General features: G+C 62.5%; 15 protein-coding genes and 4 pseudogenes. 5 read left to right on the plus strand and 14 right to left on the minus strand.

The genetic code is table 11. The features are described 5' to 3' along the window. Positions 1-423: 423 nt before the first annotated feature. Positions 424-1,134 (plus strand): hypothetical protein, encoded by a 711-nt coding sequence (locus X728_RS1000000171355; protein WP_023830761.1) that lies wholly within the window; start codon positions 424-426, stop codon positions 1,132-1,134. A gap of 250 nt (positions 1,135-1,384) precedes the next feature. Here X728_RS1000000171355 and X728_RS161100 read toward each other — a convergent pair whose 3' ends face one another. Beyond that, entirely contained in the window at positions 1,385-2,803 is a 1,419-nt protein-coding gene (locus tag X728_RS161100) for a M20 family metallopeptidase (protein WP_023830762.1), read from the minus strand. Positions 2,804-3,168: 365 nt separating this feature from the next. Between X728_RS161100 and X728_RS0134230 the strand changes: the two are divergent. Together X728_RS0134230 and X728_RS161090 are read left to right on the plus strand one after the other, a co-directional pair. Further along, positions 3,169-4,043 (plus strand): annotated as a pseudogene (locus X728_RS0134230) (IS3 family transposase); the annotation flags it as partial. 46 nt (positions 4,044-4,089) lie between these two features. Next, the gene (locus X728_RS161090; RefSeq protein WP_031194865.1) at positions 4,090-5,496 is read left to right on the plus strand and encodes an IS30 family transposase; all 1,407 of its coding nucleotides are present in this window, start codon (positions 4,090-4,092) and stop codon (positions 5,494-5,496) included. Positions 5,497-5,530: 34 nt separating this feature from the next. Here X728_RS161090 and X728_RS1000000168355 read toward each other — a convergent pair whose 3' ends face one another. Next, on the minus strand, positions 5,531-6,433 hold the full coding sequence (locus X728_RS1000000168355; RefSeq protein WP_081732316.1) for an IS3 family transposase: 903 nt from the start codon (positions 6,431-6,433) through the stop codon (positions 5,531-5,533). 477 nt (positions 6,434-6,910) lie between these two features. Here X728_RS1000000168355 and X728_RS01000000166300 point away from each other — a divergent pair. Beyond that, a pseudogene (locus tag X728_RS01000000166300) lies at positions 6,911-7,072 on the plus strand (IS256 family transposase); the annotation flags it as partial. A gap of 50 nt (positions 7,073-7,122) precedes the next feature. Continuing rightward, positions 7,123-8,257 (plus strand): annotated as a pseudogene (locus X728_RS01000000166305) (IS256 family transposase). 231 nt (positions 8,258-8,488) lie between these two features. Here X728_RS01000000166305 and X728_RS161085 read toward each other — a convergent pair. The 12 genes and pseudogenes from X728_RS161085 to murG form a co-directional block, all read right to left on the minus strand. Continuing rightward, positions 8,489-9,181, minus strand: coding sequence for a TIGR02453 family protein (locus X728_RS161085; protein ID WP_023830767.1), 693 nt, complete (start codon positions 9,179-9,181; stop codon positions 8,489-8,491). After that, positions 9,181-11,385 (minus strand): NAD-dependent DNA ligase LigA, encoded by a 2,205-nt coding sequence (gene ligA / locus X728_RS161080; protein WP_023804333.1) that lies wholly within the window; start codon positions 11,383-11,385, stop codon positions 9,181-9,183. Before ligA ends, X728_RS161085 begins: the two co-directional genes overlap by 1 nt. A 111-nt stretch (positions 11,386-11,496) precedes the next feature. After that, positions 11,497-13,170 (minus strand): DNA repair protein RecN, encoded by a 1,674-nt coding sequence (gene recN / locus X728_RS161075; protein ID WP_023668285.1) that lies wholly within the window; start codon positions 13,168-13,170, stop codon positions 11,497-11,499. Between the two features lie 218 nt (positions 13,171-13,388). Continuing rightward, positions 13,389-14,258: an outer membrane protein assembly factor BamD gene (locus X728_RS161070; protein ID WP_023668284.1), complete on the minus strand. Its 870-nt coding sequence runs from the start codon at positions 14,256-14,258 to the stop codon at positions 13,389-13,391. A 263-nt stretch (positions 14,259-14,521) separates the two neighbouring features. Continuing rightward, positions 14,522-15,545, minus strand: a pseudogene (gene lpxC / locus X728_RS01000000166310) (UDP-3-O-acyl-N-acetylglucosamine deacetylase). Positions 15,546-15,816: 271 nt separating this feature from the next. Then, positions 15,817-17,475: a cell division protein FtsZ gene (ftsZ, locus tag X728_RS161065; protein WP_023830768.1), complete on the minus strand. Its 1,659-nt coding sequence runs from the start codon at positions 17,473-17,475 to the stop codon at positions 15,817-15,819. 66 nt (positions 17,476-17,541) lie between these two features. Continuing rightward, a complete protein-coding gene (gene ftsA / locus X728_RS161060) occupies positions 17,542-18,849 on the minus strand; it encodes a cell division protein FtsA (protein WP_023688034.1) in 1,308 nt (435 codons plus the stop codon). Then, positions 18,846-19,787 (minus strand): cell division protein FtsQ/DivIB, encoded by a 942-nt coding sequence (locus X728_RS161055; RefSeq protein ID WP_023725356.1) that lies wholly within the window; start codon positions 19,785-19,787, stop codon positions 18,846-18,848. Before X728_RS161055 ends, ftsA begins: the two co-directional genes overlap by 4 nt. Further along, entirely contained in the window at positions 19,775-20,701 is a 927-nt protein-coding gene (locus tag X728_RS161050) for a D-alanine--D-alanine ligase (RefSeq protein WP_023830769.1), read from the minus strand. Before X728_RS161050 ends, X728_RS161055 begins: the two co-directional genes overlap by 13 nt. Positions 20,702-21,004: 303 nt before the next feature. Next, positions 21,005-21,970 carry a UDP-N-acetylmuramate dehydrogenase gene (gene murB / locus X728_RS161045; RefSeq protein WP_027050618.1) on the minus strand — a complete coding sequence of 322 codons (966 nt, stop codon included), beginning with the start codon at positions 21,968-21,970 and terminating at the stop codon, positions 21,005-21,007. Then, positions 21,967-23,373 (minus strand): UDP-N-acetylmuramate--L-alanine ligase, encoded by a 1,407-nt coding sequence (gene murC / locus X728_RS161040; protein WP_023668277.1) that lies wholly within the window; start codon positions 23,371-23,373, stop codon positions 21,967-21,969. The genes murB and murC overlap by 4 nt, the downstream gene beginning before the upstream one ends. Next, positions 23,373-24,497, minus strand: a complete 1,125-nt coding sequence (gene murG / locus X728_RS161035; RefSeq protein WP_023815571.1) for an undecaprenyldiphospho-muramoylpentapeptide beta-N-acetylglucosaminyltransferase — start codon at positions 24,495-24,497, stop codon at positions 23,373-23,375. Before murG ends, murC begins: the two co-directional genes overlap by 1 nt.

Genomic DNA, 24,497 nt, shown 5'->3' on the forward strand with positions numbered 1-24,497 from the left:
CGGAGGAGAATACGAAGCATTGCAATGAAGCGTCTGACTTCCCGCCTCGACGCGAGCAAAGTGAGAGCGATGCACAGGCTGTGCGTCGGACAGACTTGTGCGTCTTCGCGAATTTCTGGATCTTGTGACAGACCCGCTTGGCTGGCTCAACAATTTCGTTAGCGTCTGACTGCTTGCCGCCTCGAAGGGAGCATGCCAGGGTGCCTGCTGGATGATGTATCGGTCCTTTCGGACTGATCGCCGCCCTAGTTTTTGCCAACGGCAGTTACGATTGAGGGGCGATTCTCATCGCCGGGCTACATGGCGATACGAGCTCGATCGCAGAAAAGCTTCTAATTTCTCGATCAAAACGCGCAATTTGGGCCACACTAGGACCACCCCGTGTCAAAGCCATTCCGTTGGAAGGTGTAGAATATCTACTCTATGTGTAAAATCGTGAACTCACCGAGCCTTGGAATTTTGTGTCTCGAAAGCGGGTTGCCGCTTGACGCCATGCCGCTGACGCCGTTGCCGGGGTCGATGATGAATCCCGCGACCTTCGACTTCCCCGTCATCTTAGAGACTGTGTCAGGAGCTTGGGTAGAAAATGTCGTCTGCGGCGATCCCACCCTCGAATCGGCCTACATCGCAGCTGCCCGACGCCTAGTCGAACGAGGCGCCGTAGCCATTAGTTCGGACTGCGGCTTCTCTATTCGGCATCAGCCGGCGGTGGCCGCGTCCGTGAATGTTCCCGTGGCGATGTCGAGCCTGCTTCTGTTGCCGGCGTTGCTTCGCCAGTTGCCGCCGCCCGCCAAGCTCGCCGTTCTGACCTACGACTCAACGCATTGTGGCGAAGACCTGCTTGGTGTCGATGATTTGGCTGAGCGGGCTAGAATCGTGATCGGCGGCATCGAAGGAGGCAAGTACTGGCGCGACGGCATGAAGCGTCCGCTACCGCCGACCGACGTTGTCGCAGTTCAGACGGATGTCGACGCCTGCGTTGCCCGCCTCCGAGCCGCCCACCCGGAGATCGGGGCCATTCTGTTCGAATGCACCGCATTTCCCTTGACCGCGCCTTCGATCCGCCGAATTACCAAACTGCCCATCTACGACATTACGAGTCTTTGTCGGCTGATAATTGCGTCCATCGCCTAAGGACCTGGGCCAAAGCAGGCGATGGCTCGGAGGAAATGAACCTGGCGTCGCTCAGATGAGACCAGCATGTAAGCGGCAGCGTCGTCCCTGCGTGCCTCAATGGAGACCCATCGACACAGATGTAGACCTAGCGTGTAGACATAGCGTCAAGCCGACAGGTCGCGGCGCTGCCAGCGCTCACAGTTAGCCTGCTACACCTTCTTCAGCGTGCGGATCACTGACGCCGGCACGAAATAACTGGAGTAGCCTGTCATTGCGCCATTTTCAGAGGCGGCACCGCTTCCGGCCCAACGGGGTTTGTGAAGTCATTACCATCACGAAAACGTTTGAGTGCGTCTTTTGCTGCCGACAACAGAACGGGATTTGAAAAGATGTCGAAAGCAACGCCCGCCATCGCCTTTGCAGCAAGGATCATCCCCTTATGTGCGGCGGGGGTTTTGCCCTGTGCAACGAGCTGCCAAGAATGACCGGGCGTTCCCACCGCGTAGCATGCGACCAAGCACTGTACGGTCGGGACAACCCAGCTCACGGTTCCCACGTCGGTGGATCCCATGGATTCGGTGCGGGAGCCTTGCAGCGGGTAGACTTGCTCATATAGAGGTTCGAAGCCAACCGGCAGCCCGTGGCGACCGTAGGACGACCGGATATCGTTTGGCGCCAAAGTTTGCTGGATTTCCTGGGCGAATTCTTTGTCTAAGCTGTCGAACCTTGGCCCCCCCAACTGGAGCAGATTCGCGTGCATAGACTCCTCTAACGGCGCGTTTCTGACCAAGTTTGCCTCGCCGGATAGCTGTCTCATATCCACGGAGGTCTCGGTCATAAGCGCCGCCCCTTCAGCAACCTTCTTAACCCGTTCGAGCAGGCTCCACATCTCATCGAGAGTGAGTGCCCGAACAAGATAGCGAACCACGGCGCGCGGCTGCACGACGTTCGGCGCGATGCCTCCGCCGTCGATTAGAGCATAATGGACGCGAGCCGAAGAGGGCATATGCTCGCGCATATAATTCACACCGACGTTCATCAACTCGACTGCATCGAGTGCGCTTCGTCCAAGGTGCGGTGCCGAAGCCGCGTGAGCAGCACGGCCATGAAAGGTGAAGTCCATCTCTATGCAGGCCAGCGAAGGATCAATCCAGACGCCCGTGAAGTCGCAAGGGTGCCAACTAATTGCCACGTCGACGTCATCGAACGCGCCGGCGCGAACCAAAAAGCTCTTCCCAGATCCAGCTTCTTCGGCGGGGCAACCGTAGTAGCGTACTCGGCCGGGCAGTCCGGCTTGGGCCAGCCACTCCTTCACCGCGACAGCAGCCAAGAGAGAGGCGGAACCAAGCATATTGTGACCGCAACCGTGCCCAGCACCGCCGGCAAGGAGAGGGCACTCTATCGCCAGTCCCGGCTCCTGACTCAGACCCGGTAACGCATCGTACTCACCAAGTATCGCTATTACGGGGCCATCATTGCCGGCCTCACCCATCATCGCGGTCGGAATGTCCGCCAACGCTTCCGTTACCGCAAAGCCCTCCGAGGCGAGCGCGAGGCTATGTTCGCTCGCAGCAAAGAACTCCTGATAGTTCAGCTCAGGGCGATTCCAGATCCTGTCACTTAACTCTTGGAACCTGGACTTGTGAGCCTCGACATGCTCCCAGACAGACTTCATGTTTCCCGACATTCAACTTCCTCCGCACGGGCATTGCGCAGCGATCGCTATTTTGGATCTACATTGTGTGCTTAACGCTCTCCCACAGCCTAGGATTCCTTGCATCTGCCCTGTCCAAGTCCCTTGCTGTTAGATCGCTGCTCTAAGGCGGGAACGACCTTAGCTTCGCATACCATACTACAGAGGTCTCAAGCCGAATTTCCCCAACATCGGGCCGTTCATCACCGGCAGTCGGAAGATCATTTAGAAGAAACGTCGTTTTCCTGCACTCTGGGTTTACTCGGGCAAAGCACGTCATACGATCCCAGCCTCCGAATGGCATGCTGCCGGTTTCGTGGACACCGAGATAAGGTGTTTAACGGAACTGGAGAGTTGGAATGCAGAGAAGGAAATTCAGCCGCGAGTTCAAGCTTGAGGCGGTAAGATTGATCAAGGATCGGGGCGTAGCGGTGGCTCAGGCTGCCCGCGACCTCGATCTCCACGAGAATGTGCTGCGCAAATGGGTGCGCGAGCTGTCGACCGATCCGCAGCATGCGTTTCCCGGTCATGGGCAGATGAAGCCAGAGCAGCAGGAGATCGACCGGCTGCGCAAGGAAGTGGCGAAGCTGAAGGCGGAGCGCGACATCCTAAAAAAGGCCGCAGCCTACTTCGCGAGGGAAGTGACGTGAGGTTCGCTTTCATCGCGAGGCACCGGAATATCTGGCCGGTGGCATGGCTGTGCAGTGCGCTGGATGTGTCCCGTTCAGGCTTCCACGCCTGGCTCAACCGCAGCCCCAGCGCTCGCTCCCGCCATGACGAGATCCTCGTTTCCAGGATCGACCGCAGCTTCAAGAGTAGCGACCGCACCTATGGGTCTCGCCGCGTGTGGCATGATGTGTTGGCCGAGGGGCTTTCCTGCGGCCTGCATCGTATCGAGCGGCTCATGCGGGAGAACGGGCTGCGTGCCCGACCACGGCGTCGTGGGCTGCCGAAGGACATCGGCGAGCGAGCGGCAGTGTCGGACAACCTCCTCGACCGCGCCTTCGAGGCATCGGCACCGAACCAGAAGTGGATCGCCGACTTCACCTATATCTGGACCGCAGAAGGTTGGCTTTACGTTGCTGCTGTGATCGACCTGTTCTCCCGGCGGGTCGTCGGCTGGGCGATGAAGGCCGAGATGACGGCCCAGCTCGTCACCGATGCACTCATCATGGCGATCTGGCGCCGAGGCAAGCCCGACAGCCTGCTGCATCATTCCGACCAGGGATCGCAAGGCGGATTCAAACGGTCGTCGCAACACTCTGACATTGGAGGTTGCGATGACTATTCAAAAGCGGCGATCACACCAATCTGGACGAGCGCCGTTGCCATCACCTGGACGGCCGCCAGAAGCGGGGCGATCCGAACTTCGGCGATTTTGGTTGGGGATTGCCCGAGGGATGCCCAGCGAGAATGCTGCGTTGGAGGCCGGCATATCGCAGCCTGTCGGAGCAAGATTGTTGCGAAAGGCAGGCGGTATGCCCCCATCGATGTTCAGATCTTCGGCCAAGCTGCCCTGCGGCCGGTATCTCTCTTTCGCGGAACGTGAAGAGATCGCAATTCTTCGCGTCCAGGGCCTTTCGATGCGCAACATCGGTCGCCGCCTTGGTCGATCCGCCTCAACGATTTCCCGCGAGTTGCGCCGCAATGCTGCCACGCGCAGCGGTGGCCTGGAGTATCGTGCGTCGACTGCCCAATGGCACGCCGAGCGATCAGGCCGGCGCCCGAAGATTGCCAAGCTTGCGCTGAACCAGGCCCTGCGCCTCTATGTCGAGGAAAGGCTTGCCGGAACAGTCGCGGCACCTGACGGAATAGTCGCTCCTGGTCCTACGGTCCCCTGGATCGGACGCCGGCATGGGCAACGAAAGGATAGAAGATGGGGCAAGGCATGGAGCCCAGAGCAGATCGCCCAGCGTCTGGCGATAGATTTCCCGGATGACGAGACGATGCGGATCAGCCACGAAGCCATCTATCAAGCCCTCTTCGTCCAAGGTCGAGGAGCGCTGCGGCGAGAGTTGACGGCATGCCTGCGGACTGGGCGAGCCCTGCGGACGCCACGGGCGCGCGTCGGCCTGCGTGGCAAGGGCTTCGTGTCATCCGAGATCATGATCAGTCAGCGCCCGGCTGAAGCGGATGACCGTGCAGTCCCCGGACATTGGGAAGGCGATCTTATCCTCGGGCTTGGCAGTTCGGCGATCGGTACGCTCGTGGAGCGCACGACACGGTTCACGATGCTGCTGCACCTACCGCGACTGGACGGCCACGGCGAAGCACCACGCTCCAGGAATGGACCGGCCCTCGCCGGGCATGGTGCGGAGGCTGTCCGTGACGCCATCACGCGCACCATCGCAACCCTGCCCACGGAACTTCGTCGCTCGTTGACATGGGATCAGGGCGCCGAGATGGCCCAACACGCTGCCCTCAAAATCGACTCAGGGATCCAGGTCTACTTCTGCGATCCCCAGAGTCCTTGGCAGCGCGGCACCAACGAGAACACCAATGGGCTGCTGCGCCAGTATTTTCCGAAAGGCACGGACCTGAGCGCGCATAGCGCCGCAACGATCGCTGCCGTCGCAGCGACGCTCAACGCGAGACCTCGAAAAGCGCTCGGCTGGAAGACGCCAGCTGAAGCGCTTGACCAATGGCTCATGAAAAGAGAAATCGACCCTGTTGCGACGACCGTTTGAATCCGCCCNCCAGCTGAAGCGCTTGACCAATGGCTCATGAAAAGAGAAATCGACCCTGTTGCGACGACCGTTTGAATCCGCCCTGGGAGCCTCGATCGGAGTGATGAACGCAGCCTGGCGGCGGCATTCTGCGCTCGACTGCGGCGCTTAAGGCAGCCATCGTCAGGCGGGCGTCGATCGATCGGCCAATGGCGTAGCCGACGATCATGCGCGACCATGCGTCGAGAACGACGGCGACATAAACGAAGCGGGCGGGCAGCGCGACATAGGTGATGTCGGCCACCCAAAGCTGGTTCGGACCCGTCGGGACGAAGTCCTTCGCCAGGTTGGAGAAGATCGGGCTGTCATGATTGCTGTCGGTAGTGGCGACGAATCGGCGCCTCATCCTGGGCACCAGATCATGCTCGACCATCAGGCGGCGGATTTTCTTGTGGTTCACGACCACGCCTTGCTGACGCAGCGCCGCACCCACGCGGCGATAGCCGTAGAACTCGAACTCGTCGCAGATCGAGACCATCGCCTCGACGATGGCGGTGTCGTCGGCTGGCCTTTCGGGACCGTCATAGAAGCTGGAACGCGCCATACCCATCAGCGGCAGCTTTGGCGACACTGAGACCACGGGGCCGGTGATGACGGACGTAATCCCGCTTTTCGGCCGCGGAGCGCTTTTCAGAGCCCCCTTTAGAAACTCCAGTTCCAGAGCCTGCTTGCCGACAAGTCGCTCAAGCGCGGCAATCCGCGCCTCGTATTCCGTGATCAGAGCTGCTGAGGCCACATCTTCGTCCAAGCCGCCTGCTTCATACTTGCCAACCCAGATCCGGATCAGTGTGCGGGTGATGTCGTGCCGTTGCGCCAAGCTGTGAAACGTATCGCCCGACAGATATTCCTGAACAAGCTGACGCTTGAACGTGATGCTGTAACTGCGGTGTCTTGCCATGGTTCTCTCTCCGAAAACCCGACAGCACTGGTAAATCCCTCAAACCCAATCTGTCCACCCGCAGGGGCGCACTCCAGCCGGCGGTGCAATCTTGCCGCTAACCAAGCCGGCAAGAGATGAATGGACCAAAGCAATTAGGTCAGGAAGCTAGGTAACCGGCACTGAATTGTTGCTGACGAATGCCGCTATGATATCGGCCGCCGTCAGGCATATATCGAGCATGCGCGATGTGGACAAAATCACGTCGTGCCCCGGAAAGAGGCGCGAATCTGTCGCGTCTCGGAACGCTCTTCGATTAGCTTTTTCCCTCAGTAATCGTGTCAACCAGCAACACGGATTTTGGGGCCTCTGGACTCGTCTTCGTGCAGACGCTCTATGAACACGCTAGCGCGTCGTCGCAGTTGCCGGACGTCGGAGAGGCGGGTGGCCGGCTCCACGTGGCCGACGATCTGGGCAGCTTTCTGGCGTGGCTCTTATCTTGAGCTGCGGGTTCCGCAGGACCGGGCGGGGCGCTTCTCCACCGAGCTGTTCGAGCGCTACCAGCGTTCCGAGCGGGCCTTGGTGGCGACGCTTGCGGAGATGTATGTGCAGGGCGTGTCGACCCGCAAGGTCAAGGCGATCACGGAAGAGCTGTGCGGTNGCAGGCTGGTGATGTTCAACGTCACCGATTCCCTGGAAGGAACGCCACCATGACCAAGACAGAAGGTAAATCGGCCAGCGCTGCCGTCAAAGACATTCTGCTTTCGAACCCGGAGGGGCTGCACGAAGTGATCCGTTCGGTAATGCAGGAGGTTCTCGAGGCCGAGATGGAGGAGGCGCTGGGTGCTTCGAAGGGCGAACGCACGCCTGAGCGCCTTGGGCATCGCTCGGGTTACTACGGCCGCACCCTGGTCACCCGGGTGGGCAAGCTTGAGCTGCGGGTTCCACAGGACCGGGCGGGTCACTTCTCCACCGAGCTGTTCGAGCGCTACCAGCGTTCGGAGCGGGCCTTGGTTGCGACGCTTGCGGAGATGTATGTGCAGGGCGTGTCGACCCGCAAGGTCAAGGCGATCACGGAAGAGCTGTGCGGTCATGCGTTCTGGGCTTCGTCGATCTCGGCCATCAACAAGCGCTTGGACGAGAGCCTGAAGGCGTTTGCCGAACGACCGCTTCAGGAGCCATTCCCCTACCTCATTCTCGATGCCCGCTACGAGAAAGTGCGCGAAGCCGGCATCGTGATGAGCCAGGCGGTGCTGATCGCGGTCGGCATCGACTGGGACGGGCGCCGGCAGATCCTGGCCGTGGAGATGGCCAATCGCGAGAGCCGCTCGGCCTGGAAGGACTTCCTCGTCGGCTTGAAACGACGCGGTCTCAAAGGCGTCGAACTCGCCGTGTCCGACGACCATGCCGGCCTGGTCGCGGCGATCGGCGAGGTGATCCCCGAAGCCGCCTGGCAGCGCTGCTACGTCCACTTCCTCAGGAACGCGCTCGATCATCTGCCGAGGAAGCACGGCGACGACTGCCTGCAGGAATTGCGCTGGCTCNGCACGCTATCCGCGCCTGACAGGCTGGGCCGAGGATGCCATCGAACAAACCCTGACCTTCTTCAGGCTGCCCAGACAGCACCACAAGCATCTCAAATCCACCAACATGCTGGAGCGGCTCAACGAGGAAATCCGCCGGCGCACCTATGTCGTGCGCATCTTCCCCAACACCGAAAGCTGCCTGTGTTTGGTCAGGGCGTTGGCCGTCGAGACCAATGAAAACTGGATGGAGGCCAACCGATACATCAACACGGACGACCTGCGCGAGCACAAGAAACTCGCTCTGCGCCAAGCCGCATGACCAGCATCATGGCTGCCCCATTTTGCAGAACTTGACGCACACAACCATTTGCAGAACTCTCAGCACACTACCGTCACGCTTTAGACGGCGTCATGACAAGCGGGGAAAGTAGGCGGGGAAATTAGGGGCGGAACACAGTTTGCTGCTGGCGCAGCCGTTACCACTGAGGCCGCAGAATGCGGCAAGTACTTCACTAACGCTGGACACGCTTCCATCAAAACGTGAAAGACTCTAGCTCTGCGGTGCCGTGCCCTGGATCGCCCTGCCCCAGTGAAGCAGCGGCTTGGCGCGCGAGGCGAAATCGACAAGCTCGTCGACCAGCGTCGGCGCGTGAATTCCAGCCGGATCGATCATGTGCTGGACATAGAAGTGCCGGTTGCGGATGGCGTCGACAAGATCGGGTTCGTTGACCTGCTCGAAGCCGCGCGGCGTGCGCTTCATGCGGCCCTCGGTTTCGAGTTCGAAGCCGTTTTTCCTAAGGGTTGAAAGCAGTTTTCGGAAGTCGGCCGGCCGGGCGATGATCGCCTTGCGCATCGCCAGCAGCAGGGACGGCTCCGGATTCCACCAGGCGACATCGGCAAAGCAGCGGTCGATCCCGACATAGACGAAGAACACGCCCTGCTCCATCTTGGTGCCGTCCGGCGACAGCATGGCCGACAAATGCTGGTTGTAGGGCCGCTTGTCCTTGGCGAAGCGCACGTCGCGGTTGATGCGAAACAGTGACTTCTTGCGGTCACCGCGCAAGCCCAGACCCGCCGCCGCGAAGCGCTCGGTCAGCGTCTCGACCAGATCGCAGAACGGCTCATGCAACTCGCTGTCGTAAAGCGCGCGGTTTTCCTGGAACCATTCGCGGCTCTGGTGGAAGTCGAGCGCCTTGAGGAACGGTATGGCCTTTTGCCCGAACCCTTTGAACGAACCGGCCATCATGCCTTGCCGACCCGTTGCAGCCATGTGTCCTCGTCGATGACTTCGACGCCGAGTTCGCTGGCCTGCTTCAGTTTGGAGCCAGCGCCCGGCCCGGCCACCAGCAGATCGGTCTTCGCCGACACCGAACCCGCCACCTTGGCGCCGAGCCGTTCGGCCATCGCCTTGGCTTCGGAGCGTGTCATCTTTTCCAGCGTGCCGGTGAAGACGATGGTCTTGCCGGCAACCTCGCTGTCGGTCGACACGGTGACGACATACGGCTTCGGCTTGACCTGTTCGAGCAGTCTGTCGAGCACGTCGTCATTGCGTTCATTGCCGAAGAAATCGCGCAACGCGTCGATCACCGTGTCGCCAATGCCGTTGATGGAGGGGAAGACGCTGTGCGGATCCTCAGCCGCCGCCGTTTCCTTGCCGACGCGGATCAGCTCCTCGATGGTCGAAAACGTCCGGGCAAGCACGGCCGCCGTCGTTTCGCCGATATGGCGGATGCCGAGTGCGAAGATGAAGCGGTCGAGCTCCGGCTCGCGGCGCGAATCGATGGCCGCGAACAGCTTGTCGAGGCCTTCATAATTGCGGTTCTCGACACCGCGCACATTCTTGCGCGCCTTGCCCGATGCCGCCTCGCGCTGCCTAGCCTGCTCCTCGCGCCGCTCGGCCAGCGCCCTGGTGACGGCCGGGCGGCGATCCCTGAGGGTGAAGATATCGGCGGCGGTCTTGACCAGTCCCGAATTGAAGAACAGGTCGATATTCTCGGCGCCCAGCCCCTCGATGTCGAGCGCGCCGCGCGACACGAAATGACGCAGCCGCTCCACGGCCTGCGCGGCGCAGATCAGCTCGCCGGTGCAGCGCCGGCGCGAATCCTCCTTGCCGGTCTTCTCGTTGATTTCGCGCGTCGCCGGCGAGCCGCAGACCGGACAAATGTGCGGGAATTCGTAAGGCACCGCATCAGCCGGCCGCTTGTCGACGACGACGCTGACGATCTGCGGAATGACATCGCCCGCCCGTTGTATGACAACCGTGTCACCGATGCGGACATCGATGCCGTCGCGAATCGGCAAGCCGTTGCTGTCAAAACCCTTGATGTAGTCCTCATTGTGCAGCGTGACGTTTTCGACCACCACGCCGCCGACCGTGACCGGCGCTAGCCGCGCCACCGGCGCCAGCGTACCGGTACGGCCGACCTGGATGTCGATCTTCTGCACCGTCGTCATCGCCTGTTCGGCCGGGAATTTATGCGCAACCGCCCAGCGCGGCTCGCCGGTGACAAAGCCCCAGCGACGCTGCAATTCCAGCTGGTCGACCTTGTAGACGACACCGTCGATGTCGTAGCCGAGCGACGAACGCAGCTCCTCGATCTTGTGGTAGTGCGCGATCAGCTCCTCGACAGACTTCGCCCGCACCATCAATGGGCTGACCTTGAACCCCCATTCGGCGAATTTCTGCACCGAATCATATTGGGTCGGCGCCGGATCCGCTGTCGTATAGCCCCAGGCATAGGCAAAAAATTTAAGATTGCGGCTGGCGGTGACGGACGCATCCTTCTGTCGCAAGGAGCCCGCTGCCGTATTGCGCGGATTGACATAGTCCTGGCCGCCCACCGCCGCCGAGCGGGCCTTCAGTGCCTCGAATTCCGCATAGGTCATGTAGACCTCGCCGCGGATCTCGATGGTCTCGGGCCAGCCCGATCCTTTCAGCTTGGCGGGGATGTCGGCGATGGTCCTGAGATTGGCGGTGATGTCCTCGCCTACAGTGCCGTCGCCGCGCGTAGCACCCTGCACGAACACACCGCGTTCATAGCGCAGCGACGCCGACAGGCCGTCGATCTTCGGCTCGGCCGTAAACGCGATGTCGAGGTCCTTGTCGCGGTCGAAGAAGCGCCGGCCACGCTCGATGAAATCGGTGACGTCCTCGTCTGTGTAGGCCTTGGCGAGGCTGAGCATCGGCACCGCATGGCGCACCTTGGCAAAGCCTTCCGCCGGCGCGGCGCCGACCCGCAGCGAGGGCGAATCCTCGCGCACCAGACCGGGAAAGCGCTCCTCGATGGCAAGATTGCGCCGCCGCAGCGCGTCATATTCTGCGTCCGTAATCGTCGGCGCGTCCTCGGCATGATAGCGCCGGTCATGACCGGCGATCTCCTCGGCCAGCCGCTGGAGCTCATCCGCGGCTTCGCTTTCGCTCAACGATTCGACTGGTTTTTCAGACATGCAGCGGTCCCTGGACAGTGGCGAGGCACCATAAATCAGGATTTCGGAAAAAGCATTCCTGAACAGCGGGATGGAGCCATATCCTGACTCAGTCCGAAAGCCTTGCGACGACTACGCTGCAGCAATATTCTCGCGCAGCAGCCGTTCCGCGGCTGCGCGCGCCTCGTCGGTGATGGTAGCGCCGGCCAACATGCGCGCGATCTCTTCCTGGCGCGCCGCCCGGTCCATTTCGGCGATGCCGGTGGCGACCTTGTCCGAGCCGCCGGATTTGGAGATCAGGAAATGCGTCGCAGCACGTGCCGCCACTTGCGGAGCATGCGTGACCGACAGCACCTGCACGCGCTTCGACAGCCTGGCCAGCCTTTGGCCGATCGCATCGGCCACGGCGCCGCCGACGCCGGTGTCGATCTCGTCGAAGACCAATGTCGGCGCCGAGCCACGGTCGGCCAGCGCCACCTTGAGCGCCAGCAGGAAGCGCGACAGCTCGCCGCCGGAGGCGACCTTCATCATCGGCCCAGGCCTGGTGCCGGGATTGGTGCGCACCCAGAACTCGACCTGGTCGATGCCTTCTTCCATGCGGTTCTCGCCATCGCTGGCCAGTTCGACGATGAACTCAGCCCGTTCCAGCTTCAGCGCCGGCAATTCGGCCATCACAGCCTTGGTCAGGCCGACCGCGGCCGCATGGCGAAGGGCGGAGAGCTGGGCTGCGGAAATATCGTAGGCTTCTCGCGCCGCTGAGGCCTGCTTTTCCAGGACATGCAGGCGCCCCTCGCCGGCATCAAGATCGGCGAGATCGGCGGACATGGTGTCGCGCAGTTGCGCCAAATCGTCAACGGCCACACTGTGCTTACGTGAGGCCGCACGCAGCGAAAACAGCCGCTCCTCCGCCTTCTCCAGCCTCTGCGGGTCGTATTCGGTGGCGCGCAGTGCCGCCTCGACGCCCGATTGCGCTGCATCCAGTGACAGCATCGCCTCGTCCAGCGACTTCACCACATCCTCGAGCAGTCCCGGCGCTTCGCTGGCCTTGCGCTGCAGGCGCCTCAGCAGGCTGGCCAGTTGCGGCAGCGGCGAGGACGGGCCTGACAGCACATCCTGTGCATCGTGTATTTCCGAGGCGATCTTTTCCGCCCGCATCATCGTTGCACGCAATTCCGCCAGCTGTGTCTCTTCGCCGGGCTGCGGATCGAGCTTTGCCAGTTCCGCCACCGAGGCCCTGAGATAATCGGCCTCGCGCGCCGCTGCCTCGACCTTGGCGCGGTGCCTGGCAAACTCCTGCTCGGCGCCGCGCCAGTAGCGCCACGCCTCGCCGGTCGCGCGGGCGGCGCCGAGATGGCCGCCAAAACTGTCCAGCAATTCGCGATGCGCGCCTGGATCGACCAGGGCGCGCTCGTCATGCTGGCCGTGGATCTCGACCAGCGCGTGGCCTATGTCGCGCATCAGCGTGACGCTGGACGGCTGGTCGTTGACGAAGACACGGGTACGGCCATCCGCGGTCTGCAGCCGGCGCAGGATGATGTCGCCGTCATCCTCGATGGCGTTTTCGGCCAGCAGCGCGCGCACCGGGTGGTTGCGCGGCACATCGAAGACGGCAATGACCTGGCCCTGGGCAGCACCGTGCCGCACCAGCGAGGCGTCGCCGCGCGCGCCAAGCGCCAGCGACAGCGCGTCGAGAAGGATGGATTTGCCGGCGCCGGTTTCACCGGTCAGCACGGAAAGGCCGGGCTGGAAGTCGATATCCAGCTTCTCGATCAGGACGATATCGCGGATCGACAGTCTGGAAAGCATCAGAACCCGGACCTCAAGCAATTCCAGGAAAAGTGCGTAGGGGTTTTCCGTCCGGAATTGCGTAGAACAAAAAGTTAGGACGGTTCAGCGCCTCAATCAAACCACTGAACCGCTGTGAAGCGGCATGCGACCGATGGAGTCGCAGCGCCGCACTATCTTTTTGTTTGAGCGTCGGATCAATCCGAAAAGCGCGTTCCGCCTCAGTCGATGCTCGGGCGTCAGGCGCCGGTGATCAGCTTGCCGGCCTTGGATATCCACGATCCGGCATTCTCGCGCGGCTCAAGCCCGTTGCTCTGCAACAGCTTGTAGGTATCCTTGTACCATTGGCTGTCGGGATAATTGGTGCCGAGCACCGCAGCGGCGGTTTGCGCTTCCGAGGTCAAGCCCATCGCGTAGTAGCTTTCGGCCAGACGCGCCAGCGCCTCTTCGACATGGCGGGTGTTGGAATAGTTCTCGACCACGTTGCGGAAGCGCTTGACGGCAGCAATGTATTCGCGCCGCTCGAGATAATAGCGGCCGATCTGCATCTCTTTGCCGGCCAGCTGGTCGTTGGCGAAACGGATCTTTTCCTTGGCGTCGTCGACATATTCCGACGTCGGCCAGCGCGTCACCAAATCCTGCATCGTCTGCACGGTCTGGCGTGCTTCCTTCTGATCCTGGGTGACGTCCTTGATCTGCTTGTAGTAGCTCAGCCCGATAATATACTGGGCGTAAGCCGCGTCGTCGGTCGACGGATAAAGCGTCAGATAGCGCTTGGCCGAGCCGATTGCTTCGTCATAACGGCCGGCGCGATAGTCGGCGAAGGCGCCCATCACCATCGACTTGCGGGCGAATTCCGAATACGGGTGCTGGCGGTCGACGGCGTCGAACTTCTTGCTCGCCTCATCCAGGCGGCCGGCATTGAGATTGGCAAGGCCTTGATTGTAAAGGACGTCGGCCGGTTCGGTCTGGTCGACATAGGTCGACAGGTCGACGTCTTTCTCGGACGACATGCAGGCTGAGAGGAACAGCGATGGCACAACCACCGAAAGCGCCAGGAAAACAGCCCGATACGGCGCTTTCGATTGACCAACTCGCTTGAAGAACATGATCGGATTGCGCCCTTTCGGCGTTAGTTCAATGCCTTTCGCATGGCGTTCCCTCAAAACTGATCCCCACTTTTGAGCGACATGCGCCTAACAGACGGCAGCAGCCATAAACCATAACTGCCTTGCCCAGCAACGCTATGTCTAGCCAATCGCACATTTTTGTGGCGGCTTGGTGTTGCCCCGAATGCTACGCACTTTCACTGGCCGGTGATGCTTTCGTGCAACACCGGCCAGCGTTCAGAAAGCCAGAAAATCGTTAAGAATCAGATCACCCAGGGCGCAAAGACAGGGCCGGTGACGGCGCTCATCTCGGCGGTGCGGCCGCGCTCGCGGCGCGTGGTCTCGACGACCTCGAAGGCCGAACGGTCGGACAGAAGCCGCCGCAAAGCAGCCGCATTCATCCGGTGACCGCCGCGATAGGAGCGGAAGCAACCGATGAAACGGGCGCCGGCCAGCGCCAGATCGCCCATCGCGTCCATCGTCTTGTGGCGAGCGAACTCATTGGGGTAGCGCAGGCCGCCCATGTTGATCACCCGGTTGTCGTCGCCGATCACCAGCGAGTTCTCCAGCGAGGAGCCCAGCGCATAGCCGGCCGCCCACAGCCGCTCGACATCCTTCATGAAGCCGAAGGTGCGGGCGCGCGCGATATCCTGGCGAAAGATGTCGGGGTTGATGTCGGAGGCGAATAGCTGGCGGCCGATCGCCGGGCTTTCGAAATCGATCTCGACCTCGAAGCGCGTGCCGCTATAGGGCCTGAACTCGGCCCAGGACGCGCCATTCTCGATGCGGACGGGCTTGACCACCCTGATGTAGCGGCGCTTGACCGCCAGCGTCTCGATGCCGGCTTGGTCGATGGCTTCCACGAACGCCACCGCACTGCCATCGAGGATCGGAACCTCATGACCGTCGATCTCGATGACGATGTTGTCGATGCCGAGCCCGAAAAGCGTCGCCATCAGATGTTCGACGGTGGCGATATGCTCGCCNCTCGATGACGATGTTGTCGATGCCGAGCCCGAAAAGCGTCGCCATCAGATGTTCGACGGTGGCGATATGCTCGCCTGCCGGATCGCCGAGCATGGTGCAGAGATCGGTCGCGCCGACTTCAGCAACCAGCGCGCGGAACTCGCGGCTCTCGCTTCCGTTCGAAAGGTGGAAGAGCACGCCGGTGTCGGCGTCCGCAGGGAGGAAATTGACGGTGACCGGTTTGCCGCTGTGAACGCCGGTACCGGTCAGCGTTGCACGCGATTTCAGTGTCGTCTGATAGTCTTGCAAGACAAACCCCATAGCCCAAACGCCTAAGTCCGCTTTAACCCAAAAGGCGCGGCTCTTTTTTATCGGCAGGCAGGTCCACTTCCCCGAATCCCAGCACACCGAAAGTGCTGCGGCAAAGATAATGGTCTGTCAGGGAGACTCCAAATCACGGTTTCTTACTCTGTGTAACCGCGACAGACCTTGAGCGTCACATCGTAACGCCTTGTTATTAAACCACTTTAAACGTTAACAGGCAGACAATCTCTCGTCTGCCTGTTAACAAGTGTTACATACCGTTAACGGCTCAGTTGGCCTGGCGGCGCAGGAAAGCCGGTATCTCCAGCTGGTCGTCTTCCTGGGTCGACCTGGTCTGCGGCGTCAACCGGCCCTGATCGTCGAGCTGGCCGCGGCGCGGCGCGTAAAGCTGCGGATCCTGGCTGGCAAGGCGGCGCATTTCCGGCGCCGCCTGGCGCAGTTTCGGTTCGCGCGGCTGTGCCGGCTGCAACCGGGCCGGCTCTTCTTCGCGGCGCGTCAGCCCGTTGGTCAGCCGCTTGAGCAGCCCCATCGGCCCGCTGTTTTCATGGTCGGCCGGACGGCCCTTGGCTTCCACCTCGGCCCGCACCACAGGCGGAAAATCCTCCACCCGCGGCATGCGCTGCGGTGCGGCAGCCACCGGCTGCGGCATTTCCCGCATCGGCGCCGGTTGCATCACCTGCTGCACGACAGGCTGCGGCTGGGCAGGCGGGGCCTGGAAGATCTTGCTCTGCGGGCGGAAATCTTCCGCCTGGGCCATCGGCGCCGGACGAGCCATTGCCGCCGCATTGGCCTCGGCAAGCTGGATCGCCTCGGCCACCGGATCGGCCGCGCGCTGCTCATAGGTCTGCTGCTGGACCGGTGCCGGACGGCCTTCCGCCCCCGGAGCCGCTGGGCGGCTGACCGGCTTCTGCTGCGGCGGCACGGCCCGGATCGAGATCGGCGCCACGGCAATTTCAGCTGCCGATTTGTCGATGCCGGTGGCGACCACCGAGACGCGGATGACGCCTTCGAGTTCCTCGTCGAAGGTGGCGCCGAGGATGATGTTGGCGTCCTGATCGACTTCCTCGCGGATGCGGGTCGCGGCCTCGTCGACTTCGAACAGGGTCAGGTCGCGGCCGCCGGTGATCGAGATCAGCAGGCCCTTGGCGCCCCTCATCGAGGTCTCGTCGAGCAACGGATTGGCGATCGCCGCCTCGGCGGCGGCCATCGCGCGGCCCTCGCCCGAAGCTTCGCCGGTGCCCATCATCGCCTTGCCCATTTCGCGCATCACCGAACGCACGTCGGCGAAGTCGAGATTGATCAGACCTTCCTTGACCATCAGGTCGGTGATGCAGGCAACACCGGAGTAGAGCACCTGGTCGGCCATGGCGAAGGCGTCGGCAAAGGTGGTCTTGTCATTGGCCAGCCGGAACAGGTTCTGGTTGGGGATGACGATCAGGGTATCGACACATTTCTGCAGCTCCTCGATGCCGAGATCCGCCGTCTTCATGCGGCGCTGGCCTTCGAAATGGAACGGCTTGGTGACGACGCCGACGGTGAGGATACCCCGTTCGCGCGCCGCGCGGGCAACCACGGGAGCCGCACCGGTTCCGGTGCCGCCACCCATACCGGCGGTGACGAAGCACATATGGGTGTTGGAGAGATGATCGATGATCTCATCGATGCACTCTTCCGCCGCCGCACGGCCCACTTCAGGCTGCGAGCCGGCGCCGAGCCCCTCGGTGACATGCGCGCCGAGCTGGATCAGCCGCTCGGCCTTCGACATGGTCAGCGCCTGTGCATCGGTGTTGGCCACGACGAACTCGACACCGCGCAAGCCCGCGGTGATCATGTTGTTGACGGCATTGCCGCCGCCGCCGCCGACACCGAATACGGTGATCCGCGGCTTGAGCTCGGTGATGTCCGGCTTTTGCAGATTGATCGTCATTGTCTCCGTCCTTTGCCTTTCCCGCCGCTTCGCCGCCGCGGCCGCCTATGGGGCTGTCCCCGTCAATTAGAAACTGTCTCTCAACCACTGACTCATGCGATGCAGTTTTCCGCCCGTCCCGGTCATCCTGAGACCGGAAATTCCTTTCGCCGGATGGCTCTCGAAGCTCGCCATCTGCGGATAGATCAGCAGCCCGACCGCCGTCGAGAAAGCCGGCCCCTTGGCAGCTTCCGGCAGGCCCGCCACGCCGAGCGGGCGTCCGATGCGCACATTGCGTCCCAGAATGCGGCGCGCCGCCTCGGGGAGACCCGCAAGCTGGCTGGCGCCGCCGGTCAGCACGACGCGTTTTCCCACGGCATTGCCGTAGCCCGACTTGTTCAGCCGGTCGCGCAACAGTTCCAGCGTCTCGTCGATGCGGGCGCGGATGACGCGCGTCATCACCGAGCGCGGGATCTGCAGCGGCATCTCGCCGTCTTCGCCGATCGGCTGGATCGAGACCAGGTCGCGATCGTCGGCACTGCCAGGCAGCGCCGAACCATGCATCACCTTCAGCCGCTCCGCGGCGTCGAGCGAGGTCGACAGGCCCTTGGCCATATCGAGCGTCACATGATTGCCGCCGATGGCAATGGCATCGGCGTGGACGAATTTGCCTTCCGAAAACACCGAGATGGTCGTCGTGCCGCCGCCCATGTCGATGCAGGCCGCACCCATTTCCAGTTCGTCGTCGACCAGGGCCGCAAGCCCGCTGGCATAGGGCGTCGCCACCATGCGCTCGACCGAAAGATGCGAGCGGTTGATGCAGAGCTCCAGATTGCGCAGCGGCGCGGCATCGCCCGTCAGCACATGCATATCGACGCCGAGCTGGTCGCCGACCATGCCGCGCGGATCGCGCACGCCGCGCTCGGCGTCCAGCGAAAAGCCGACGGGCAGCGAATGGATCACGTCGCGTTCGGCCTTGAGCGCCTGCTTGGCGCCGGCGGCAAGCACGCGCTTGATGTCGGCTTCGTCGGCCTGATGGCCACCGAGATTGATCGTGGCCGAATAGGTTTCGCTCTTCAGCCGGCCCGCCGTCATGTTGACGATCAGCGAATCCACCGTCAGTCCCGCCATGCGTTCGGCGGCGTCGACGGACAGGCGAATGGCGTGCTCCGCACGGTCGAGATCGACGACCACGCCCGACTTCACGCCTTGCGATTTCTGGTGGCCGATGCCGATTACCTGGATGCGGTGCGAGCGGCCGCGCAACAGCTTGCCGTCCTCGCGCGGCTTCAGTTTCGCCACCACGCAGCAAACCTTGCTCGAGCCGACATCCAGCACGGTGAGCGTGCCGGAACGCCGCGAAGAGGCATCGCTGTTGCCGCCAAGCCAGCTCATATCTTCGTCCCCGACTTGCGCTTCAGATTTTGCGGCTTTTCATTGAGCGCGGCCTGGCGCTGCGTCGCCGCTTCCGGCGTCAGCTGCACCACCAGGCGATCGGAGATGCGCATGTCGACGGCGGCGATGTCCCGCGTCAGAAGCCCGTTGTCGTGGTCCATCCGAACCAGGTCGGCGATCGCCTGATCCTCGCCATCCTCGGGCAGCTTGATCGTGATGCCGTTTTCCAGCTTCAGGTCCCAACGCCGTTCGCCGATGCGGATATAGCCTTTGACCCGAGCCGCGAGCTCGGGAAATTTCTTGATCTTGGCCACGAAGTCGGGCGCCTTGGCCGGTGCGCCGGTGCCGATGATCAGCGGCAGCAGCGCCTGCTTGCCGCCGGAGAACGGCGCGATCACCGCGCCGGAGCGTTCGATGACCGAAAGCTCCGCGCCCTGCTGCCAGAGCGCGAAGGGCTCGCGCTCCTCGACACGCACTTCCAGCGTATGTGGATAGACCTTGCGCACCGCCGCCACTTCGACCCAGGGCAAGGTATCAATACGTTCACGCGCGGCCTCGGCATCGAAGCCGATCAGTGACGTCCAGCCGTCGAGCTCGAGCCGGTCCAATATGTCGATCTCCGAAGTCTGGCGGTTGCCGACCACCTTGATCTGGTCGACGGCAAAGCCGGTCCGGGCGGTGATGCTCTGGACGATGTCGTCGGCATGACCGCCGAGAATGGCGCCATAGAGGCTGCTTGATGCAATGAGCGAAGCCGACAGGATGGCCGCGGAAAAGCGCGGCGCGACGAAGTCGCCGCCGCCCAGGCGCGCCAGCACGCGCACCGGCCGGCGCAGCACGCGCGGCAGCACGAAATGGTCGAACGACAACGGCATGCCGAACAGCGCCGGCCCGGCGCCGCCCCTGCCCTTGTCCTGTCCCCATTTCAACGCAGACACGAAGCGTCCTCCACCATCCAACTCAACAATTTGCCAAACGAGTGCCCGGCCCGGGCGGCGATTTCAGGCACCAAAGACGTCGGCGTCATGCCCGGCTGAGTGTTGATCTCGAGCCAGACAATCTCGCCGTTTTCGGAGTGACGGTCGTCATAGCGGAAGTCCGATCGGGAAACGCCTCGGCAGCCGATAGCCAGATGTGCCTTGAGCGCCAGTGTCTGTATTTTTTGGTAAATATTTGATGAAATTTTAGCAGGGATTTCGTGTTTTGATCCGCCGGCGACGTATTTTGAATCATAGTCGTAGAAGGAATGGCCGGTCGGAATGATCTCGCAGACGCCGAGCGCCACGTCGCCCATGACGGCGCAGGTCAGCTCGCGCCCATGGATGTAGCGCTCGACCATGACGGTCTCGCCATATTTCCATTCGGACGAGCCGATGACCTGCGGCGGATGCGACTGCCCTTCATGCACGATGACGACGCCGAAGCTTGAGCCTTCATTGACCGGCTTGACCACGTAGGGCGGCTTCATCGGATGCTTGTTCTGGATGGCAAAGCGGCTGGCAACCTTCGATTCCGCCACCGCGATGCCGGCAGCCTTGGCGACCTTCTTGGCTTGCTCCTTGTTCATGGCGAGCGCCGAGGCGAGCACGCCCGAATGGGTGTAGGGAATGGCCAGATATTCGAGGATGCCCTGGATGGTGCCGTCTTCACCGAACGGGCCGTGCAGTGCGTTGAAGACGACATCGGGCTTGAGTTCGGTGAGCACGGCGCCGACATCGCGCGCAACATCGACGCGGGTAACCTGGTAGCCTTCATTCTCAAGCGCATCCGCACACGCCTTTCCCGAAGACAGAGACACGGGCCGCTCGGACGAGAATCCGCCCAGGAGGACAGCCACATGCTTGTTCTTCATATCCCGTCATCCCTCTCACGGCGGGCCCGCAACCACGCATTCAGCGACCAGATTGAGTCCGAGTCTCCCGGCAGGTTGCCCCCCCAGACGGAAAACGCGGTCGACGCGTCGAACGACTCAAATCAGGAAACGCTTTAAGGCAGAGAATCAGAGAGTTGATTCGCTGGCAAGTGCTTATGATTCCGACAGATTCACTTTCCGCGAAAACGGCCGGAAAAAGCGTGTTGTGAGTCTTTGGAGCAACGGTGGCGCTGTTGTTTCAGACCGTTTGAAGTTCAAGCATCACATGAACTTCAGCTTGCGCTAAAGAAGCTGTCCGAGGAATTCCTGCACGGCATGGCCGGGGCGGAAATTGCCGAGCCGCTTGATTTCCCACTGCAGGCGGATGCCTGAATTTTCAAGCACGCGGGCGCGCACCGTCTCGCCGAGATATTCGAGGTCGTATCCGGTCGCTGTTCCGGTGTTGATCATGAAGTTGCAGTGCATCGGCGACATCTGCGCGCCGCCGATCATCAGCCCGCGGCAGCCGGCCTTGTCGATTTCCTTCCAGGCCGAGGTGCCTTCCGGATTCTTGAAGGTCGAGCCGCCGGTCTTCTCGCGGATCGGCTGCACCGTCTCGCGATGCGTCTGGACGGCGTCCATGGCCGCCTTGATCGCCTCCTGGTCTTCCAGAACACCTTCGAAAACGGCGGAGGTGAAGATCAGCCCGGCAGGTGCGGCCGAGTGACGATAGGCATAGCCCATGTCTTCATTGCTGAGGGTGTGGAGATTGCCCTTGCGGTCGAGCGCCCGAACCTCGACGACACGTTCCCGCGTCTCGACGCCATTGGCGCCGGCATTCATCCTCAGCGCCCCGCCGATGGCGCCGGGAATGCCGTGATAGAAATGAAAGCCGCCAATACCGGCCTCATAAGCGACGGCCGCGACGCGCTTGTCGGGCGTCGCAGCACCGGCCTTGATGACGGTCGGCGAAACCACCTCGGCTTCGCCAAAGCCCTTGGCCGAAAGCCGGATGACGAAACCCGGAATGCCGCCGTCGCGCACCAGGAGGTTGGAGCCGACACCGACGATGGTGAGCGGGATGTCCTCCGGCACGGCGCGCAGGAAGGCAGCCAGATCCTCCTCGTCGGCCGGCTGGAACAGGGCGTCCGCCAGACCGCCGGCGCGGAACCAGGTGATCTTGTCCATCTCGGCATTGGGCGTGATGCGGCCGCGCAGGCCGGCAAGCCGGTCGCCAAGTTTGTCGAGCAGGTCCTGGCCGCGCATCATGAGACGGTACCGCCGAGTTCCCCAGGCAGCGCATAGGCCCATTGGGTGATGTTGCCGGCGCCCAGGAAGATGACGAAGTCGCCCGGTTTCGCCAACGCGCGAATGACGGGCGAAATCGCGGCAGGGGTTTCGACGTAGCGCGCATCGCGATGGCCGCCGGAGCGGATGCGCGACACCAGCGCCTCCGAGGTCACGCCGTCGATCGGCTCCTCGCCCGCCGCATAGACCGGCGCCACCATCACCGTGTCGGCATCGTTGAAACAGACCGAAAACTCGTCGAACAGATCGTGCAGCCGGGTGAAGCGGTGCGGCTGCGCAATGGCGATGACGCGGCCCTTGGTAGCGCTGCGGGCCGCCTTCAGCACCGCCGTGATCTCGACCGGGTGGTGGCCGTAATCGTCGAAGATGTCGACGCCGTTCCACGAGCCGGTGTGGGTGAAGCGCCGCTTGACGCCGGCAAAGGACGACAGCCCCTTCTTGATCGCTTCGGCCGACAGGCCGAGTTCATGCGCGACCGCAATTGCGGCGGTGGCGTTGGAGACGTTGTGGCGGCCGGGCATCGGCAGCCGCAGATCAGATATCGTCGTCTGGCCGCCGGTCTTGCGGTCGCGGATCACCACGTCGAATGCCGAGACGGCACCGGCCATGCGGTGGTTGGTGAAACGCACATCGGCCTGCGCGTTCTCGCCATAGGTGATGACGCGGCGGTCCTCAATGCGGCTGACCAGCGCCTGTACTTCCGGATGGTCGGTGCACATCACGCCAAAACCGTAGAACGGCACGTTCTCGACGAATTGCCGGAACGCCTCGCGCACCTTGTCGAAACTGCCATAATGGTCCAGATGCTCGGGATCGATGTTGGTGACGACGGCGATCTCGGCCGGCAGCTTGAGGAAGGTGCCGTCGCTTTCGTCGGCTTCGACCACCATCCACTCGCCATCGCCCATACGGGCATTGGTGCCATAGGCATTGATGATGCCGCCATTGATCACCGTCGGGTCGAGCCCGCCGGCATCGAGCAGCGTCGCCACCATCGACGTGGTTGTTGTCTTGCCATGCGTGCCACCGATCGCGACCGCCTGGCGGAAGCGCATCAGTTCGGCCAGCATCTCGGCCCGGCGGACAATTGGGAGCAACTTCTCCCGCGCGGCCTTCAGCTCGGGATTGGATTTCTTGATCGCGGTGGAGACGACCACCACTTCGGCCGCGCCGATATTCTCGGCCTTGTGGCCGACAAAGCATTCGATGCCCTTGTCGCGCAGCCGCTGGACATTGGCGCTGTCGGCCTGGTCCGAACCCTGCACCTTGTAGCCGAGATTGTGCAGAACCTCGGCGATGCCGCTCATGCCGATGCCGCCAATGCCGATGAAATGCACAAGGCCGATGGTCTGCGGCATCTTCATCAATGCGTCCCTTTCCTGAAATCCGAAACGGTTTTTCTGGACGCAATAGCCTCTGTGAGATCAGCGAGCAACCGTGCCGCGTTCGGCCGGCCAGCCGACTTCGCTCCGGCAGCCATGGCCGTCAGCCGCTCGGGAGTGTCCATCAGCCCGCCAATGAGAGCCGCGATGCGCTCCGGCGACAGTGACGATTGCGGATGCACCTCGCCGCCGCCCGCCGCGGCAAGGGCGGCTGCGTTCGCCGCCTGATCGTGATCCAGCGCATAGGGATAAGGCACCAGCAGCGCCGGCCGGCCGATGACGGCGATCTCCGAAACCGTCGAGGCGCCGGAGCGCGAGATCACCAGATGCGCCGCGCCCATGCGCTGTGCCATATCGGTGAAGAAGGGCGAGACCTCGACATGGACGCCGAGTGCCGCATAGCCAGCCTTCACCCGCGCCACGTCGTCGGCGCGGGCCTGCTGGGTGATCACCAGCCGCTTGCGCTGCGCCTCCGGCAGAAGTGCGATCGCCGTCGGCATGGCGTCGGAAAAGAACTGCGCGCCCTGGCTGCCGCCGAACACCAGGAGCCTGAACGGATCCGCCCCTTGGGATGCGGTGTAGGGCGTCTTGGCCGCCTCCAGGATTGGCGGCCTGACCGGATTGCCTGTCGTCACCGTCTTGGCGCCTGTGGCACTTTCATCTTGCGGCAGGAAGCCGCCGGCAATGGCATCGACGCGCCCGGACAGCGCCCGGTTGGCGCGGCCCATCACTGCGTTCTGCTCATGGATCAGCGTCGGCAGCTTGCGACGCGTCGCGGCATAGAGCGGTGGCAAGGTCGGATAACCGCCAAAGCCGACGACCGCATCAGGCTTGATCCTGGCGATGACGGCGGAGGCCTGGCGCACGCCGCGCCAGATCTTCCAGAACGCGCCAAGCAGCGCGACAGGGTTTTTCGAGCCCATCGTCGCCGACTGGATCGGATGGATGGCGGCGGCCGGGAAATGGCCGGCAAAGCGCTCGGCGCGGTCGTCCGTCGCCAGATGCACGCCCCAGCCGCGCTCGATCAGCTCATGCGCCAGCGCCTCGGCCGGAAACAGATGTCCGCCTGTTCCGCCAGCAGCGAGAAGGATGACACCCCGCGCCAT

Source organism: Mesorhizobium sp. L103C119B0 (assembly GCF_000502235.1).
Classification (GTDB): Bacteria; Pseudomonadota; Alphaproteobacteria; order Rhizobiales; family Rhizobiaceae; genus Mesorhizobium.